The 16,977-nt window shown below is 73.0% G+C and carries 19 protein-coding genes; 13 read left to right on the top strand and 6 right to left on the bottom strand.

What is annotated here, in order from left to right; genetic code table 11:
- Positions 1–440 precede the first annotated feature (440 nt).
- The 6 genes from ABD350_RS04020 (at position 441) to ABD350_RS04045 (ending at position 6,287) form a co-directional block, all read left to right on the top strand.
- Positions 441–1,019, top strand: coding sequence for a carbonic anhydrase (locus ABD350_RS04020; protein ID WP_344346275.1), 579 nt, complete (start codon positions 441–443; stop codon positions 1,017–1,019).
- 8 nt (positions 1,020–1,027) lie between these two features.
- Positions 1,028–2,509 carry a SulP family inorganic anion transporter gene (locus ABD350_RS04025; protein WP_344346276.1) on the top strand — a complete coding sequence of 494 codons (1,482 nt, stop codon included), beginning with the start codon at positions 1,028–1,030 and terminating at the stop codon, positions 2,507–2,509.
- A gap of 105 nt (positions 2,510–2,614) precedes the next feature.
- Positions 2,615–3,541 carry a slipin family protein gene (locus ABD350_RS04030; protein ID WP_344346277.1) on the top strand — a complete coding sequence of 309 codons (927 nt, stop codon included), beginning with the start codon at positions 2,615–2,617 and terminating at the stop codon, positions 3,539–3,541.
- Between the two features lie 70 nt (positions 3,542–3,611).
- Positions 3,612–5,135 carry an FAD-dependent oxidoreductase gene (locus ABD350_RS04035; protein WP_344346278.1) on the top strand — a complete coding sequence of 508 codons (1,524 nt, stop codon included), beginning with the start codon at positions 3,612–3,614 and terminating at the stop codon, positions 5,133–5,135.
- 91 nt (positions 5,136–5,226) lie between these two features.
- Complete coding sequence (locus ABD350_RS04040) at positions 5,227–6,069, top strand: polysaccharide deacetylase family protein (RefSeq protein ID WP_344346279.1); 843 nt, start codon at positions 5,227–5,229, stop codon at positions 6,067–6,069.
- Positions 6,070–6,104: 35 nt separating this feature from the next.
- A complete protein-coding gene (locus tag ABD350_RS04045; protein WP_344346280.1) occupies positions 6,105–6,287 on the top strand; it encodes a hypothetical protein in 183 nt (60 codons plus the stop codon).
- Here ABD350_RS04045 and ABD350_RS04050 read toward each other — a convergent pair.
- Complete coding sequence (locus tag ABD350_RS04050) at positions 6,279–6,479, bottom strand: hypothetical protein (protein WP_344346281.1); 201 nt, start codon at positions 6,477–6,479, stop codon at positions 6,279–6,281. The genes ABD350_RS04045 and ABD350_RS04050 overlap by 9 nt on opposite strands.
- A 400-nt stretch (positions 6,480–6,879) precedes the next feature.
- Between ABD350_RS04050 and ABD350_RS04055 the strand changes: the two genes are divergently transcribed.
- Positions 6,880–7,608, top strand: coding sequence for an aminoacyl-tRNA hydrolase (locus ABD350_RS04055; RefSeq protein WP_344346282.1), 729 nt, complete (start codon positions 6,880–6,882; stop codon positions 7,606–7,608).
- A 185-nt stretch (positions 7,609–7,793) separates the two neighbouring features.
- Here ABD350_RS04055 and ABD350_RS04060 read toward each other — a convergent pair whose 3' ends face one another.
- Complete coding sequence (locus ABD350_RS04060) at positions 7,794–8,753, bottom strand: NAD-dependent epimerase/dehydratase family protein (protein ID WP_344346283.1); 960 nt, start codon at positions 8,751–8,753, stop codon at positions 7,794–7,796.
- Complete coding sequence (locus tag ABD350_RS04065; protein WP_344346284.1) at positions 8,750–9,763, bottom strand: ScbA/BarX family gamma-butyrolactone biosynthesis protein; 1,014 nt, start codon at positions 9,761–9,763, stop codon at positions 8,750–8,752. Before ABD350_RS04065 ends, ABD350_RS04060 begins: the two co-directional genes overlap by 4 nt.
- A 139-nt stretch (positions 9,764–9,902) precedes the next feature.
- Here ABD350_RS04065 and ABD350_RS04070 point away from each other — a divergent pair, with 139 nt between their 5' ends.
- Complete coding sequence (locus ABD350_RS04070; protein ID WP_344346285.1) at positions 9,903–10,550, top strand: ScbR family autoregulator-binding transcription factor; 648 nt, start codon at positions 9,903–9,905, stop codon at positions 10,548–10,550.
- Between the two features lie 290 nt (positions 10,551–10,840).
- Here ABD350_RS04070 and ABD350_RS04075 read toward each other — a convergent pair whose 3' ends face one another.
- The gene (locus ABD350_RS04075) at positions 10,841–11,407 is read right to left on the bottom strand and encodes a TetR family transcriptional regulator (protein WP_344346287.1); all 567 of its coding nucleotides are present in this window, start codon (positions 11,405–11,407) and stop codon (positions 10,841–10,843) included.
- Between the two features lie 41 nt (positions 11,408–11,448).
- Entirely contained in the window at positions 11,449–11,640 is a 192-nt protein-coding gene (locus ABD350_RS04080; protein WP_344346288.1) for a tautomerase family protein, read from the bottom strand.
- A gap of 263 nt (positions 11,641–11,903) precedes the next feature.
- On the opposite strand from ABD350_RS04080, the gene ABD350_RS04085 reads away from it, so the two are divergent.
- Entirely contained in the window at positions 11,904–12,689 is a 786-nt protein-coding gene (locus ABD350_RS04085; protein ID WP_344346289.1) for a helix-turn-helix transcriptional regulator, read from the top strand.
- A gap of 10 nt (positions 12,690–12,699) precedes the next feature.
- On the opposite strand, the gene ABD350_RS04090 is transcribed toward ABD350_RS04085, so the two are convergent.
- Positions 12,700–12,900 (bottom strand): hypothetical protein, encoded by a 201-nt coding sequence (locus tag ABD350_RS04090; RefSeq protein ID WP_344346290.1) that lies wholly within the window; start codon positions 12,898–12,900, stop codon positions 12,700–12,702.
- 326 nt (positions 12,901–13,226) lie between these two features.
- Between ABD350_RS04090 and ABD350_RS04095 the strand changes: the two genes are divergently transcribed.
- From ABD350_RS04095 to ABD350_RS04110, 4 genes are all read left to right on the top strand, one after another.
- Positions 13,227–14,177, top strand: a complete 951-nt coding sequence (locus ABD350_RS04095; protein WP_344346291.1) for a pseudouridine-5'-phosphate glycosidase — start codon at positions 13,227–13,229, stop codon at positions 14,175–14,177.
- Entirely contained in the window at positions 14,174–14,851 is a 678-nt protein-coding gene (locus ABD350_RS04100; protein WP_344346292.1) for an HAD family hydrolase, read from the top strand. Before ABD350_RS04095 ends, ABD350_RS04100 begins: the two co-directional genes overlap by 4 nt.
- 34 nt (positions 14,852–14,885) lie before the next feature.
- Positions 14,886–16,331, top strand: a complete 1,446-nt coding sequence (locus ABD350_RS04105) for an MFS transporter (RefSeq protein ID WP_344346293.1) — start codon at positions 14,886–14,888, stop codon at positions 16,329–16,331.
- A gap of 195 nt (positions 16,332–16,526) precedes the next feature.
- On the top strand, positions 16,527–16,976 hold the full coding sequence (locus ABD350_RS04110) for a VOC family protein (RefSeq protein WP_382466734.1): 450 nt from the start codon (positions 16,527–16,529) through the stop codon (positions 16,974–16,976).
- The last annotated feature ends 1 nt before the right edge of the window (position 16,977 follow it).

Raw genomic sequence — 16,977 nt, forward strand, 5'->3', positions numbered from 1 at the left:
CTCGCCGCGGTATTGCTCGCACTCCAGCTCCGCGCGAGCACGGGAGCCTTCGCATCCGCGCATACGTTCGGTCAGACGCTGACCAAAGCGGAGACCGGAATTGTTCCCTCCGTGCGCTCGGCGCGCGCCGGGGCGGACGCGGTCCGGGCCCCGGGACGCACGGACGTCCCCATGGGCGTGCCGCATCTGCGCGACCGGCATCGCGGCCCGGGGGCCGGGGGGTCCCAAGAAGACGCCCCGGTATCCGGCCGGGCGGCCGGAGTGGGCCCGGCGGAACCGCCCGACGGTCCGCATCGCCCCTCCACCAGAGCTTTGAGAGCCCATACCCCGGCAGCGCTTCAGGTCTTCCGCTGCTGAGGCCGGGCCGCTCGTACCCGCCCCCCACGACCATCGTTCGAGTCCGACGCGCCAGGAAGGCGCGCCAGGAGGAACCCACACACATGCAGCCCCTCATCGACAACGCCCGTACCTTCGGACAACGCCCTGAGGAGTTCGCCAAGCTCGCCGAAGGCCAGTCCCCGCAGGTCCTGTTCATCACCTGCTCCGACTCCCGGGTCGTCCCCGCCCTGATCACAGGCGCCCGGCCCGGCGAGCTGTTCGAGCTGCGCACCGCGGGCAACATCGTCCCGCCCTACGCCTCCGAGCACCCCACCAGCGAGGCGGCCACCATCGAGTACGCCGTGGAGGTGCTCGGCGTCCGCGACATCGTGGTCTGCGGCCACTCCCACTGCGGCGCCGTCGGCGCCCTGGTGCGCGGCGACGACCTCACCGCCGTCCCGGCCGTGCGCGACTGGCTGGCCTCCGCCACCCCGCGTCCGTCCGGCAAGCCCGAGGACCCGGAGGTCGCCGAGGGCGTGCAGAGCCATGTCCTCACCCAGCTGCTGCGGCTGCGCTCGTACCCCTGCGTCGAGCGGAAGCTGGCCGGGGGCGAACTGAGCCTGCACGCCTGGTACTACGAAGTGCACACCGGCACGGTACGGACGCACCGCCCGCAGACCGACGGTTTCGAGGTCCTGTGAGTCCGCCGATGACCGACAACCGCACTCTGATATCCCGTTTCCCGCACCTGAAGGAGGACTTCGCCGCCTCGCTCGTCGTCTTCCTGGTCGCCGTCCCGCTGTGCGTGGGCGTGTCCGTCGCCTCCGGGGCACCGGCCGAACTCGGCCTGGTGACCGGCATCGTGGGCGGCCTCGTCACCGGACTGATGCGCGGCAGCAGCCTCCAGGTGTCGGGACCGGCCGCCGGCATGACCGTGCTCGTCTACGAGGCGGTGCAGGAGTTCGGCCTGCCGGTGCTCGGCGTGATCGTGCTCGCCTCCGGTGTCATCCAGGTCGCCATGGGCCTGCTGCGGCTGGGCCGTTACTTCCGTGCCATCTCCGTCTCCGTCGTGGAGGGGATGCTGGCCGGCATCGGCCTGGTGATCATCGCCGGGCAGCTCTACCCGGCGATGGCCGCGAAGGCCCCCGACTCCGGTCTGGACAAGATCGCCGACCTGCCCGGCACGTTCGTGGACGCCTTCGGCGACTCCGGCGCCCTGTCCTCGCTGGCGGTGGCCGCGGGCACCATCGCGGTGCTGCTGTTGTGGAAGCACGCCCCGGAGAAGGTGCGCACGGTGCCCGGCCCGCTCGCCGCGGTGGGGCTCGCCACGCTGGCCGTGTTCGCGCTGGACCTGCCCGTGGCCACGGTCGAGGTCAAGGGCCTGCTCGGCTCCATCCAGCCGCCGCCGCTGAGCGCCTTCGGCGAACTGGCCGGCATCGGGCTGCTGGGCACGGTCGTCGCGTTCACCCTGATCGCGTCCGCCGAGTCCCTGTTCAGCGCGGCGGCCGTGGACCGGCTGCACAACGGGCCGCGCACCGAGTACAACAAGGAGCTCATCGCCCAGGGCACCGGCAACATGGTGTGCGGGGCGCTCGGCGCGCTGCCGATGACGGCGGTGATCGTGCGCAGCGCGGCCAACGTCCAGGCCGGCGCCCGTACGAAGGCGTCCCGGGTCCTGCACGGCGCGTGGCTGCTGCTGTTCGCGGCGCTGCTGCCCGACGTGCTCGCCTACATCCCGATCCCGGCCCTCGCGGGCATCCTGATCCACGCGGGCGCCAAGCTGATCCCCGTGCGCTCGCTGGGCTCGCTGTGGCGCGAGCACCGGGGGGAAGCGGTGGTCCTCGCCGTCACCGCCGTCTCCATCGTCGCGGTCAGCATGTTCGAGGGCGTGCTCATCGGTCTGGCGCTGGCGGTGGTGAAGTCCGCCTGGGAGGCCTCGCAGGTCAGGCTGGACGTCGTGGTGGACGAGGGGGCGGGCCCGATCGAGGCGCGTCTGACGGGCAACGCCACCTTCCTGCGGCTGCCGAAGATCCTGGACAGCCTGGAGTCGCTGCCGCAGGACCGTCCGGTCCGGCTCGACCTGTCCGGGCTGCACCATCTGGACCACGCCTGCCGGCTGGCCCTGGACAACTGGGCCGAACGGCACAGCGCGGCCGGGACCGATCCGGTGAAGCTGGTCACAGCCGCCTGAGAGCCCTCCCGTGGGGCCGGGACGCCGGAACCTCTCGGCTTCCCGGCCCCACGGGCCTATCGTGGCAACAGCAGACAAAACCGACCTCTGGGCGAGGAGGTCACCATGGTCGAGGACCTTCTGGTGGCCATTGCGGCGGCGGGCTCCGCCGGTGTCGTGTATCTGGCGTCGGCGGTTCGGGTGATCAAGCAGTACGAACGCGGGGTGCTCTTCCGGCTCGGCCGGGTCAGCGGGGACGTACGGCCGCCGGGCCTGAACCTGATCATTCCCTTCGTGGACCGGCTGCAGAAGGTCAACATGCAGATCGTGACGCTGCCGGTCCCGGCCCAGGAGGGCATCACCCGGGACAACGTCACCGTCCGGGTGGACGCGGTGGTCTACTTCCGGGTGGTCGACGCGGCGAGCGCCCTGGTGAAGGTCGAGGACTACAAGTTCGCGGTGTCGCAGATGGCGCAGACGTCGCTGCGTTCGATCATCGGCAAGAGCGACCTGGACGATCTGCTCTCCGACCGCGAGAAGCTCAACCAGGGGCTGGAGCTGATGATCGACAGCCCGGCGGTGGGCTGGGGCATCCAGGTCGACCGGGTGGAGATCAAGGACGTGTCCCTGCCGGACACCATGAAGCGGTCGATGGCCCGCCAGGCCGAGGCGGACCGGGAGCGCCGGGCCAGGATCATCAACGCGGACGCCGAGCTCCAGGCGTCGAAGAAGCTCGCCGAGGCCGCCCAGCAGATGTCCGAGACGCCGACCGCGCTCCAGCTGCGGCTGCTGCAGACGGTGATGGCGGTGGCGGCCGAGAAGAACTCCACGCTGGTGCTGCCGATCCCGGTGGAACTGCTGCACTTCCTGGAGCGCGGCGCCCGGCCGTCCGGCCCGGACCAGGACCAGGGCCCCGCACCGCGGCACACCGGCGACGGACCCCAGCGGCACACCGACAGCGGCCCGCTGCCCGCCGACAGCGATCCGCGGCGCACCGGCGGCACACCGCAGCTCCCGGTGACCGGCGTCGGCGGCGCCCCCCAGGCGCCGTGACCGGCACCCGGCCCACGCGTTCCCGACGCGCCGCGGCTGTGAGCCGGGGCGGCCTGGGTACCCGGCGGGCATGCGTGAGCAGCGGAAGGTCACCGATTCGTACTGGTTGCACACCGCTCCCGGGCCGGACCACCCCGCCCTGGACGCGGATCTCGACGTGGACGTGGCCGTCGTCGGGGCGGGCATCGCCGGGCTGAGCACCGCCCACGCGCTGGCCCGGGCCGGGCGGCGGGTGGCGGTGCTGGAGGCCGGCCGGGCGGCGGCCGGGGTCACCGGCTACACCACCGCCAAGCTGACCGCCCAGCACACCCTGGTCTACGACCGGCTGCGGCGCACCCGGGGCCCGGACGGCGCCCGGCTGTACGCCCGTTCGCAGTCGGAGGCGATCGAGCACGCGGCGGAGCTGGTGGCGGAGCTGGACATCGACTGCGAGTGGGAGACCCGGGACGCCTACACCTATGTCCGCAACCGGTCGCGGGTGGCGGAGGTCCAAGCGGAGGCGGACGCCGCCCGGGAGGCGGGGCTGCCGGCGTCGTTCACCACGGAAACCGGGCTGCCGTTCCCGGTGGCGGGCGCGGTCCGGGTGACCGGGCAGGCGCAGTTCCACCCGGTCAAGTACCTGCGGGCGGTCACCGAGGACCTGCTGCGGCTCGGCGGCCGGGTGTACGAGCACACGCGGGTGACCGGGCTGACGGAGGACGAGCGGTGCCGGCTGACGACCGAGGCGGGCCCCGTGGTGACCGCCCGGGACGTGGTGATCGCCACCCACTATCCGGTGTTCGACCGGGCGCTGCTGTTCACCCGGCTCTCCCCGCGCCGGGAACTGGTCGTGGCCGGGCCGCTGGGCGACGGCCCGGATCCGGACGGCATGTACATCACCCCGGACGAGAACACCCGCTCGGTGCGCACCGCCCCCTACGGTCCGGACGGGCGGCGGCTGCTGGTGGTCACCGGGGAGCACTTCACCCCCGGCACCGGCGACCCGGGGGCCGGGTTCGACCGGCTGGCCGCCTGGGCGGAGACGCACTTCCCCGGGGTGACCCTGGACCACGCCTGGGCCACCCAGGACAACGAGTCCACCGACACCGTCCCGCTGGTCGGCCCCTTCCATCCGGCCGCCCGGCACACCTATGTCGCCACCGGCTTCGGCGGCTGGGGCCTGAGCAACGGGATCATGGCCGGGCTGCTGCTCACCGCGCTGATCACCGGCCGGGACTGTCTCTGGCGGGAGCTGTACGACCCGCGCCGGCTGAAGTCGGTGGTCCGCGAGGCGCCGTCGCTGCTGAAGACCCAGGCGGAGGTGGCCCGGCACTTCGTCGGCGACCGGCTGAAGCAGCCGGGCTCGGTGGCGGACCTGGCGCCCGGCGACGGCACGCTGGTCCGCTCCGGCGGCGAGCGGCTCGCCGTGCACCGCGACGAGGAGGGCGCCCTGCACGCGGTGTCCGCGCGCTGCACCCACCTCGGCTGTCTGGTCTCGTTCAACCGCGCCGAGCGCGCCTGGGAGTGCCCCTGCCACGGCTCGCGGTTCGCGGTGGACGGCTCGGTGCTCCAGGGCCCGGCAACCAAGCCGCTGGAGCGGCGCGAAGTGGAATGACGGCGGGTAACCACCCTCCGGGCGGGTGAGGACACCGCAACACCGGACACATATAGACATATAAACTGATATTCAGCCCTATTTTCGTAGGGTGATTCCACCAGCACGTCGTCTCCTGGCCCTCTGCCTCCTGGGCGCGGCGCTCACCGCCTGCGGCACCGCGCCACAGGAGCGCCCCGCCTCCCCCGCCTCCCGCTCCCCCTCACCCTCCCCCTCCCGGGCGCCGGTGCTCGCGCCGGGCCCGGGCGGGCTGACCCCGGTCTTCGAACACGGCCCGCGCAGCCGGGGCAGGACGGTCGCGCTCACCTTCGACGCCGACATGACCGCCGACCAGGGACCCCGCGCGGCCTCGGGTGAGCGCTTCGACAACCCGGGACTGATCCGGGCGCTGCGCGAACTGAAGGTGCCGGCGACGGTCTTCATGACCGGCAGCTGGGCCGACCAGTACCCGGCCGAGGCCCGCGATCTCGGCCGCGACCCGGGCTTCGAGGTGGCCAACCACTCCTGGAGCCACTACGCGTTCACCGCCGACTGCTACGGCCTGCCGACCGTGGACGCCGGCCGGATGCGGGCGGACGTCCAGCGGGCGTACGCCTCCCTGCGCGCGGCCGGTGTCCCGCACCCGATGCCGTACTTCCGTTTCCCCGGCGGCTGTTACGACCAGCGGGCACTGCGCGAGCTCAGCGGGCTCGGGGTGACCGCCGTGCAGTGGGACGTGGTCGGCGGCGACGCGTTCGCCACGGACGCCGACGCGGTGGCCCGGCAGGTGCTCGACGGGGTGAAGCCGGGCTCGGTGGTCGTACTGCACTGCACCCGCAGCGCCGCCCCGACCACCGAGCGGGTGGTGCGCACGGTCGTACCGGAGCTGCGCGAGCGCGGCTACCGCTTCGTGAAGGTCTCCGAGCTGATCGGCGAGGCCGGCCCCGGCCGCTGACCCACGCTCGACAGCCGCCGTCCTACGCTGAAGACATGAGCGACGAGGACTACTGCAGCATCGCCGAGGCGGCCCGGCCCCCCAAGGCGGACGGCCCGCCGTACGCGGACTGTGTGCTGTGCCGGGAGCCGACCGAGTACCCGGAGTCGTACAAGGGCATCACGCTGTGCCCGGTGTGCGAGTGGCAGGAGGCCCAGCGCACCGCCTGCTCAGGGTGACCGGCACTGCCGGTGAGCCGGACCGCGGCGGCGCGGGCGGCCGGCCGTGGGCAGGGCCGCGCCCGCCGGCGGCGGCAGCGGCACCGGCGCCCGCCCGCTGTGCGAGCCGGCCACCAGGCCGCTGACGGCGGCCTGCGCCGGGGAGCCGGACGCCACCACCGCGAGCAGCCCGCCGAGCAGCCTCGCGGGCACCGCGCGCCCGGTGCAGCGCACCACCGGCGTGCCGGTGGGCGCGCCGACGGCCGTGCCGAGCAGGGCGCGGACGAGCGCGGCCGACAGCCCGGCGGTGGCGCCTGCGCCGACGGCACGCGCACCCGGTGACCGGTGCTCGCCGGATCGCTGATCAGGGTCACCGCCACGAGGACGGTCACGCCCGGCAGCACGGCCGTGAGCGGCGCGGTCGGCAGGCAGGCGAGACGCAGCCGGGCAAAACCGCGCGCGGCGGCGACGCGGGCCCGGGCCGCAGACGGCTCACCGGTCCGGCGCGGCGCGCCCGGCTCCGGTCTCGGCTCTTCGGGCAAGCCCCCCCCCCGCGCCTTGGCGGGGACCGCGCGTTGATCGGCGCGTCGGCGGGTTCGTAGGCTGGGCTCCCGTGAGCCACGATCCCGCCCCCGCCAGTGCCCGCCCTCCGAGCTCCGGGTCCGATCCCCGTGACGAGACGCCGCAGTACGTGCTGCCGCTCGTCGTACGCATCGAGCGGAGCGCCCCGCCCGCCCGCACCGACGCGCTCCAGACGGCCGCCCGGGCCGTGCTCGTCCTGCTCGGTGACGAGCGGGCGCACGGCGACGGGGAGTGGGCCGAGGCGGTGCGGAACTGGGAGGACGCGCGGATCCGCAAGGTGGTCCGGCGGGCCCGGGGCGCCGAGTGGCGGCGTGCCGAGGCGCTGCCCGGGATCACGCTGACCGGCAAGTCGGCGGAGGTCCGGGTATTCCCGCCGATCCCGCTGGACGGCTGGCCCAAGGACCTGGCGAAGCTCCAGGTGTCGGGCACCGAGCTGGACGACCCGGAGCCGCCCGTCGCCGCCGATCCGGCGCAGCCGGTGCTCTGGCTCAACCCGGACCTGGAGATGTCCGCGGGCAAGGCGATGGCCCAGGCCGGGCACGGCGCCCAGCTGGCCTGGTGGGCGCTGTCCGACGCGGAGCGCGCCGTGTGGCGGGACGCGGGCTTCCCCCTGGCCGTCCGCACCGCCGACCCCGCCGACTGGGCCCGGCTGACCACCGCCGGACTCCCCTTGGTCCGCGACGCCGGCTTCACGGAGATCGCACCGGGCTCCTGCACGGTGGTGGCGGACCACCCGGCACTGCGGCGGCCGGCTTCGTAGGTGATCGTCGCCCGCGCGCCCGACGGGACGCCGACGCTCGGCCACGCCGAATCCGGGCGGCCACGGTGGGGCCGGACTGCCACGGTGGGGCCGGACTGCCACGATGGGGCCGGACTGCCACGGCGCGCGCCCGTCGGCGGGCCGGCACCGGGCCTCAGGGGTGTGGGCGCTCCGTCCGGCTCGTTTCAGATCCCCTGCTCGTGCAGTCGCCGTCCCCGCCGACATCGGTGGTGGGCGTCCCGGCCGGGGCCGTCGGGGGACAGTGCCGGGTCGGGGTGGGGAGTGCAGCCGGTGTCCTGCCAGATGCCCGTGCTGTGGAACCAGTGGTCGGTCGCCAGGAGGTCGAGGTCGTGGGTGCCGTGCCCGTGTGCGCGCAGGTGGGTCCTGGCCTGCTCCAGGCCGACGTTCCGGTGGGGCAGGGACAGCCCGGCCTCGCGGGCGAAGTGCCGCAGGAGGGTGCGGGCGGAGACGGGGACCGGGTGGTTGGCGTGGTAGACGCGAGCGCGCAGGGCCTGTGACGGAGCCGTGGCCGCGGCCACGGTGAGGCGTGCGAGGTCGTCGACGGTGATGACGGAGTGCAGGCTGCGCCAGTCGTCGACGGTGAACGGCAGTGCGCGGGCCAGCCGGGTGATGCCCGGGCCGACCCATCGGTCGCCCGCCCCGTGCACCAGGTGCGGGCGCAGCACGGTGCCCTCGGCGGCGAGTACGGCGTCCTCCGCCTCGGCGCGGCTACGGGAGGCGGCGGAGACGGGGGCGCGGCGCAGCTCCTCCACGGTCGCGTCGCGGAACGGACCGCGGCCGTAGACCGCGGCGGTGCTGACGTAGACGATGCGGCGCACGCCCGCGCGGGCGGCTTCCCGGACCAGGGCCTTGGTCCCGGCGGCGTTGACGGCCGCACACGACTCGGGCGGGCCCGCGACGCAGGAGGAGCAGTGCACGAGGACGTCCACGTCCGCGCAGACACCGGTGAGGGTGGCCGGGTCGGTCACATCGCCCGTGACGACAGTGGCATGCGCCGGGGCGGGTGCCGGAACGCTGTGGTGGCGCAGCAGGCGCAGTCGCGCGTCGGGGTGGGCGCGTGCGGCCCAGCGGGTCACCCGGCTGCCGATGAAGCCGCTCGCCCCGGTGATCAGGATGGTGGTCATAAGAGGCCCCCGCGCCGGTCCTGGGTGCGGACGGGGGACCGGAGGGTGAGCGTCGCGGAGAAGGTCTCGTCACCGTCCTGGACACCCCGCACGCGGACGCGCGGACCGGACCCGGCGGAGTGGATGTGTTCCGCCTCGATGTAGCAGGGCGAGCCGAATTCGACGTATCTGGTGAAGACGCTGTCCATCGCGATCGGGGTCTGCCGGTGGGAAGCGCAGCACAGGGCCTGGGCGGCCTGTCGTGCGGCCTCCAGGAGGACCATGCCGGGGACGTGGTCCACGGGATGGTCGAAGAGGATCGGGTGTGTGGTGTCCGCGCGCAGTTGCCAGCGGCCCGGGCGGCCGGCCGCGGCGAGGACGACGTCGTGCGGATGGTCACGGCCGACGTCCCGCGGGGGCAGTGCCTGGGGCAGTGGCAGGGCCGTTCGCGGTGCTCCGGCACGCAGCCGCCGGTAGACGGCGGGCGAGGCGCAGCCGAAGGCGGCCTCGGCCTCGGCGACGGGGCGGCGGTCCCGCAGGAGGACCGCGTGGTACCGCATGCGGGACAGGTGGCCGGAGCGGTAGGTGACGTCATCGCAGGTGATCTTGAGTTCGACGTCGGCGGGGGTGGAGCCGATGCGCAGGCCTTCTTCGGTGGCGGAGTACGACAGGCTCTGCAACAGGAACTGGTGGCCGAACGGAACCTGGTACTCGGCATGGGCGAGAAGGGCGCCGGTCTGGCGGACCGTCTCGGCCAGCAGCAGCGGGTCGAGACGCCCTGCCACGGGTGTGAAGAAGGCGTGGGTGCGGGGCCACTGCGCGGCGACGGTGAACGAGTCGGGGCCGTCCGCCCGCCAGCCGGTGAGAAAGACCTCGGCGACCGCCGCCCGGTGGACGTACTGGCGGGGCACGGTGGCGGTCAGAGCCAGCAGATCGTCGTCGCTCAGCGGCGTCCACGTCCGCTCGGCAAGGGTGGTGCGGTCGGCGACGAGGGAGGTGCGGGCGAGGGTCGGAACAGGGTGGAGCGTCACCTTGATCTCCTCTTGACCTTTGTCCTGACAACTGTGTCCTGACAACGCAAGGGGTCCGGGCCGCAGCAGGACCGGACCTGCCGCCGGTAACATACAGACCGATCTGTCTGTACTTCAACAGGCATCTTGGGAGTGCACAGTGGCGCAGCAGGAACGAGCGCTTCAGACCCGGCGACAGCTCGTGGAGGCGGCGGCCTCCGTATTCGCCGAACGGGGCTACGACGGGGCCAGCACCGGGGAGATCCTCACCCGGGCGGGATTCACGCGCGGGGCGATGTATCACCATTTCGCCTCCAAGGAGGCCATCGCCCAGGAAGTGGTGGCGGCTCAGATCGAGGCTCTGCGCCCGCCGAAGACCAGCGTGCGGCTACAGGCCGCGATCGACATCACGCTGACCTACGCGCGACTGCTGCAGACCAGCGACGTGCTGAGGGCGGCGGTCCGGCTCACGGTCGAGGAGACCTCCTTCTCGCAGAGCAGGACGGCGCCCTACCAGTGGGCCCTGGACGTCATCGAGAACGTGCTGCGCGAGGCCGACGCGGGCGGTGAGCTGCTGCCGGGCACGCCGATCCCGGATCTCGCCCAGCTCATCGTGGGGTCGTTCACCGGTATCCAGCTGCTGTCGAACCTGGTCAGCGGCCGTGACGATCTGCTGCACCGGGTGTCGGTGATGTGGAACCTGCTGTTGCCGGGCATCGCCGTGCCGGGTGTCCTGCGGCGGCTCGACACGCACGAGGAACGCGGTCACCGTCTGGGCGGGACGCAGGGCGACGCGGACGCCGTGTGACGCGCGCCGGGGGGATTCCCCCCGGCGCCCACCGGCTTCGGGCCGCGGCGACAGCGGGCGGACACCGGTCCGGCCGCCTCCGGGCCAGGCGGCCCCCAGGTCAGGTCGCCTCCGGGCCAGGCGCCCCCCGGATCAGGCCGCCGGATCAGGCGACCTCCGGATCAGGCCGCCTCGGATCAGGCGGCCCCCAGGTCAGATCGCCGCCGGGTCAGGTCACCTCCAGGCCAGGCGCCCCCCCCGGATCAGGCCGCCTCCGGGCCAGGCGGCCGCCGGATCAGGCGGCCCCTAGGTCAGGTGGCCTCCGGCTGCGCCAGCGCGCGGCCGAGCTGTCGCCACAGGCCGACGGATTCCGCGAGGTGCCACCACCACGGGTCCCGCCGGCCCAGCGCCTCCAGACCGCCGAACACGCTGACGACCAACGTGGCCGCCAGCGCCGGACCCGGCGAGGAGGCGGCCGTTCGCTGTTCACGCGCGATGCGCCGGCGCACCAGGCAGGTGAACTGCCTCTGCAAGGCGGCGACTTCCTCGGGATCGAGGAGCGCCAGACCGGACCGGAGCACCACGTCCTGGCGCAGCCGCCGGAACAGCTCCTCCGCGAGTCGGCACAGGGCCTCCGCGACCGGCCTCCGGTCGGCCACGAAGTGCCGCACCAGCAGGCGCAGCGTCCCCCGTGCCTCGTCGCGCAGGGCCCGCAGCAGGTCCTGCTTGCCGGAGAAGTGATGACTGAGGGCGCCCCGGCTGACGCCCGCCCTGCGGCAGACCCCGCTCATGCTGGCGTCGCCGGTTCGGTCCACTTCGTAGGCGGCCGCCAGCACCAGGGCGCTCCGGGTCCGGTGGCCGCGAGCCTGAGTCGGCATATCGAATACGGGTCGGTCGGTTCGGAATGATGCGGTGGCGATCAGTCGGCCCCGGGAGCCGCCAGGACCCCGCCGCGCCCCCAGAACGCGGGGTCCGTCTCCCGGATGATCACCGTGACGGCCTCCTCGGGACAGCCGGCCCCTTCGGCGACCGCCTCGGTGACCTTCTTCACGGTCGTCGCGCGGGTGTCGGCGGAGCTGCCGCGCCACCAGTCGATCGTCACCACAGGCATGGGAGGTCCTTTCGTGTCTCGTCGCTCACTGAGGTGGCCCGCCCATAACAGGCAGACCGATCTGTTTGTTATTCTCTGAGTGCGTAGCTCTCCGCACGGCTGTCCTCGCCGTGTCCGCACAGCCGGCCAGGCCGTGGCGTCACGGGCGGACCGCGTGCCCCTTCGATTTCGATCAGGGAGTGTTCGTGCATTCAGTCGGGATCGCGCGTAAGGATCATGCCGCCGTACGCAGTGGCCACCGGCAAACCACGGCCCTCCACGCTGTGGGAGGTGCCCTGCCGTCGCCCCGCGTCGAGACGGTAGGACGGCCGTCCCTGGAGGGTGAACTGGACGCCGTCGAGGCGGTGCTCACTCGTGCCCAGGCGGCCCTGAAGGAACAGCTCGCCCGCGCGCGCAGCCTGCGGCGCGAACTCGCGGAGGTGCCCCGGCTCGCACCGGTGCCCACGGAGCCGGGACGCGAGCTGGTGCTGAGTGCCCGTCGCGAGGTGTGGGTGGCACTGGCCCCTCCCCCCTCGCTCGCCTGCCTGAAGGACGCCGAGGCCCAGTTCGCGGACCTGACCTCCCAGGGTGTGGCGCTGCGCGCCCTGTACCCGCGCACCGTCCTCGCCGTCGACGGCGGCGCGGAGCACCTGGAACGGACGGCGGAGCTCGGTGTGGAGTGCCGCATGGTGGACATCCAGCAGGTCTTCACCGCCGTGGTCGACCAGGAGCTTGTCTTCATGGCCGCGGGACTGCGCCCGGGCGAGGAGGGTGAGACGGTCTTCCGTGCGCCCCAGGAGGTCGCCCTGCTGAGACAGTCGTTCGAGCAGACCTGGTGCTCGGCCCGGCGGGTGCACCCCGGCTCCCGGACGCGGCAGCGGCTGACGGCGGAGCAGCTGACGATGCTGCGCCTGATGAACTCCGGTGTGAAGGACGAGAAGATCGCCCGGCTGCTGGGCGTCTCCTCCCGGACCCTGAGCCGTCTGATGGCCGGCGCGATGGAGGAACTGGAGGCCCGCAGCCGGTTCGAGGCGGGGGCTCGCGCCGCGGAGCTCGGCCTGCTGAGCTGACCCGGGCCGGTCACGGTCTGGGCGTCTGCGTCGCCTCGGCGCCGGCCGGCGCCGAGGCGACGGCCTGGCGCAGAGCCTGGCGCAGATGCCAGACGAGGTTCTTCAGCTCCGTCTTGCTCGGGCTGGAGGAGAAAGCCGAATCCGCCGCCTCCAGCACACGCAGCGCGCGGCCCACATCCAGCCCTTCGCTCTTTGCCTGCTCCGTTTCCATTCCTTTCTCTCTCCTTTCCTGACTCGTTCTTCCGGCACGGTATCTTTCTCTCTTCCTCCTGATCCCTTCCGGGAGGAGGAGTTCCCTCGCCGAGACGATTACCCACGTCTTCATCCAAGCATCCGGGAATGTTCCGTGAGGGCCTGTTGGCCAGTGCCGGACAGGCGGGTATTCGCCATTGACACCTCGCTCGAACTGCGCGGACAGCTGTCAGGGAAACGCCAGGCGACTCTTCGCCACTCAGCGCGGTGGACAAGCAATACGCCGACCGAACACGATGGTGACCACGCGATCGGAATTCACCCAACGAGTCGGAGGTTGCCCCGGTGAACGGGACCGTGAACGAATTGATCGAACTCGGCGAAGAAGTGGCCACGGCGCTGTCCGAACGCCGCCCGGTGGTCGCGCTGGAATCCACGGTCATCGCCCACGGAATGGCCTATCCGGGCAATGTGGAGACGGCCCGGGCCATCGAGCAGGCGGTTCGCTCGGCCGGCGCCGTGCCCGCCACCATCGGTATCGCGGACGGCCGCTTCGTCGTCGGGATGGACGACAAGAGGATCGAGCAGTTCGCCACCACGCAGGGTGTGCCCAAGGTCAGCAGCCGGGACATCGGCCCGGTGCTCGCCGGCGGCGGCCTCGGCGCCACCACCGTCGCCTCCAGCCTGGTCGCCGCCGACCTGGCGGGCATCCCGGTGTTCTCCACCGCCGGCATCGGCGGCGTCCACCGCGGGGCGCAGACCACCTTCGACATCTCCGCCGACCTGGTGCAGTTCACCCGTAGCCGGGTCGCGGTGGTGTGCGCCGGCGCCAAGAGCATCCTCGACCTCGGGCTGACCCTGGAGTACCTGGAGACGCTCGGCGTCCCCGTCATGGGTTACCGGTGCGACGACTTCCCCGCCTTCTACTGCCGCTCCTCCGGCTTCCGCAACCCGCAGCGGATCGACGACCTCGCCGCCATCGCGCGGGCCCTGCGCGCGCACTGGGCCGCGGGTCTGCCCGGCGGCGCCCTGGTCACCCACCCGATCGCCGAGGCGGACGCCCTCGATGCGCAGGCCATGGAAGAGGTCATCGAGCGGGCCCTGGCCGACGCCGACGCGGAAGGCGTCACGGGACCGGCCATCACCCCGTATCTGATGAAGGCCGTCTCGCGGGCCACCGAGGGCCGCAGCGCGGCCGCCAACCGGGCGGTGCTCATCTCCACGGCGGCCGTCGCGGGTGAACTCGCCGTCGCCTACGCGCGGCAGGCCGGCGTCACGGGAGGGGAGGACCGGTGATCCAGGCGGCCGTCTTCGACCTGGACGGAACCCTCGCCGACACCCCGGCCGCGATCGGCCGGCTGCTGACGCGGGTGTGCGCGGAGTACGGGGCGGACGTCACCGAGGCACAGGTGGCACCGACCATCGGCAAGCCGCTGGAGCCCTCCGTCGCCGCGCTGCTCGGGCGGGCGGTGGACGACCCGGTCACCGCGCGGGCGGTGACCCGCTACCGGGAGCTGTTCGACGCCGACGTCCTCAGCGCGGGACCCGCCCTGTTGTACGAGGGGGTCGCCGAGGGGCTGCGGGAGCTGCGGGAGCGAGGGCTGCCGCTGGCCGTGGGCACGTCGAAGATCTCCGCCAGCGCCGAGAAGCTCCTTGCCGCCACCGGGATCCGTGAGCTGTTCGGCCCGGTCGTCGGCAACGACATGGTGCGGCGCGGCAAGCCCGACCCGGAGATGGGGCTGCGGGCCGCGAGTGACCTGGGTGTGCCGGCCGAGCGGTGTGCCTACATCGGTGACACCAGTACTGACATGCGCATGGCTATCAGTGCGGGGATGCTGCCGGTCGCGGTCACCTACGGCGTCGGCGCCGAGACCGAGCTCATCGACGGCGGCGCGCTGATCTGCCGGTCCTTCGGTGAAGTCGTACAAACCCTGTCGGAACACGTCCCGGCCGACCCGGTCCGTGCCTGAGGCACGGAACGAGACGCCGGGAGAAAGCACAGTCATGACCACAGAAGCAACGTCGGAAAACCCGACCGGCGCGATGGCCGCCGCCCAGAGCGCTCCCGAACCGGCCGACAACAAGATCAGCGGCCGACAGGCATGGGCCCTGGCGGTCCTGGGCTGCGGCTTGTTCCTCGCCACCCTCGACCTCTCCATCGTCTACGTGGCCCTGCCCAGCATCGGCGAGGACCTGGCGCTGGCCGAGAGCAAGCTCCAGTGGATCGTCAGCGGCTACGCCATCTTCTTCGCCGGGTTCCTCCTGGTGGGGGGACGCACCGGGGACCGCTTCGGCGCCCGCAGGGTCTTCCTCGGCGCCACCGCGCTCTTCGGAGCCAGCTCACTGGCGGCCGCGCTCACCCAGGACTTCACCACGCTCGTCGTCGCCCGCGCCCTGCAGGGCATCGGGGCCGGACTGCTCGACCCGGCCACCCTGGGACTGATCCAGCAGGTCTTCCCGCCCGGCCCCAAGCGGAACCGCGCCATGGCCGTATGGGGCGCCGTGGGAGCGATCGGCCTGGTCGGCGGTGTCGCCCTCGGCGGGCTGCTGACGACGGTGTCGTGGCAGTGGGTGTTCCTCGTGAACGTACCGATCGCCGCCGCGGTCATCGTCGCCGGTCTCTTCCTGCTGCCCGGCCGCCGCGCCGACGCGGCCGCGCCGACGCCGCTGAACGCGCTGAGCGGCGTCCTCGGCACCGGCGCGATCCTCCTGCTCGTGCTCGGCCTGACCCGCCTCGGCGACGCGGGCTGGTCCGACCCCGCCACCCTGGTCGGCCTGGCCGGCTTCGTGGTGCTGGCCGCCCTGTGGGTGGTGCGCGAGCGGACCAGCGCCAGCCCCCTGATCGCCCGTGAGCTGTGGCGCACCCGTTCGCTCATGGTGGCCTGTGCGGTGGACGCCTGCTACGTGCTCAGCATCGGCGTGGAGTTCTTCCTCGTCACGCTGTTCCTCCAGGACCAGCAGGGCTTCAGCCCCCTCGCCGCCGGGCTGGGCTTCCTGCCGCTGACGGTGACCGTGATCATCGGCAACGCCGTCACGGACCGGCTCGTCGGGCGGCACGGGCCGCGGACCATGGTGATGGGCGGGCTGCTGCTCGCCGCGATCGGCCTCGGGCTGCTCGCGGTCGGGGTCCACAGCGACAGCTACGCGATCGGTGTGCTGCCCGGGCTGCTGCTGTCCGGACTGGGCAACGGCATCGCCTTCCCGGCCATGTTCATCGCGGCCACCTCCGAGATCCCCGGGGAGAACCAGGGCGTCGGCGCGGCGCTGGTGACCACCACGCAGAACGTCTTCCAGGCGCTCGGGCTCGCCGTCCTGGTCATCCTCCTCGGCGCGCATCCCGGCATCGGCAACTTCACGACCACCTTCGCCGCCACCGGCGCCATGGCCCTGCTCGGCACCTTGGTCGCCGCCGCCGGCCTGCGCGGCCCGCTGGCCGGCAAGGCGGGCTGAGCATCCGCCCCACGCACGGCACGACGTCGTCCACCCGCCGCCGCGGTGCCGGTGCGGCCACCCGGCCGCACCGGGCGGAACCCTCGCCGCGGCGGCCGCGTCCGGGGGCCTGTCCTCCGCATAGGCCCCCGGCAGGACGCCCCCGCCCCGCCGGCGCCCCGCCGCCGGCCTTCGGAAAGGAACCCGAGAAGCACCATGGAGATCCTCGCCAGCCGCATCGTCATCCGTCCCACCGACCCCGAGGCGTCCCGCCGCTTCTACCGTGATCAGCTGGAGCTGGCGGTCTACCAGGAGTTCGGCAGCGGTCCCGAACGCGGCACCGTCTTCCACCTGGGGGGCGGATTCCTCGAACTCGTCGGCCGGTCCCCGACGCCGCCGACCGACCAGCCCGCCATGTGGCTGCAGGTCCGCAGCCTTGCCGCGACCCGCGCCCGGCTGCTCGCCAACGGCGTCACCCCGGCCCGTGACGCGCGGGTCGAACCCTGGGGACTGTGGGAGATGCACCTCAGCGACCCCGACGGAGTGCGCATCTACGTCGTCGAGGTCCCCCAGAACCACCCCTTCCGCCACGGCGTTCCGGCCCCCGACACGCCGGCGCCCACCCCCCTCGAAGAGCAGATCGCTCTCATAGAGGCAGGCAGGTGAC

It is taken from the genome of Streptomyces nogalater (genome assembly GCF_039532885.1).
In the GTDB taxonomy this organism is placed as follows: domain Bacteria; phylum Actinomycetota; class Actinomycetes; order Streptomycetales; family Streptomycetaceae; genus Streptomyces; species Streptomyces nogalater.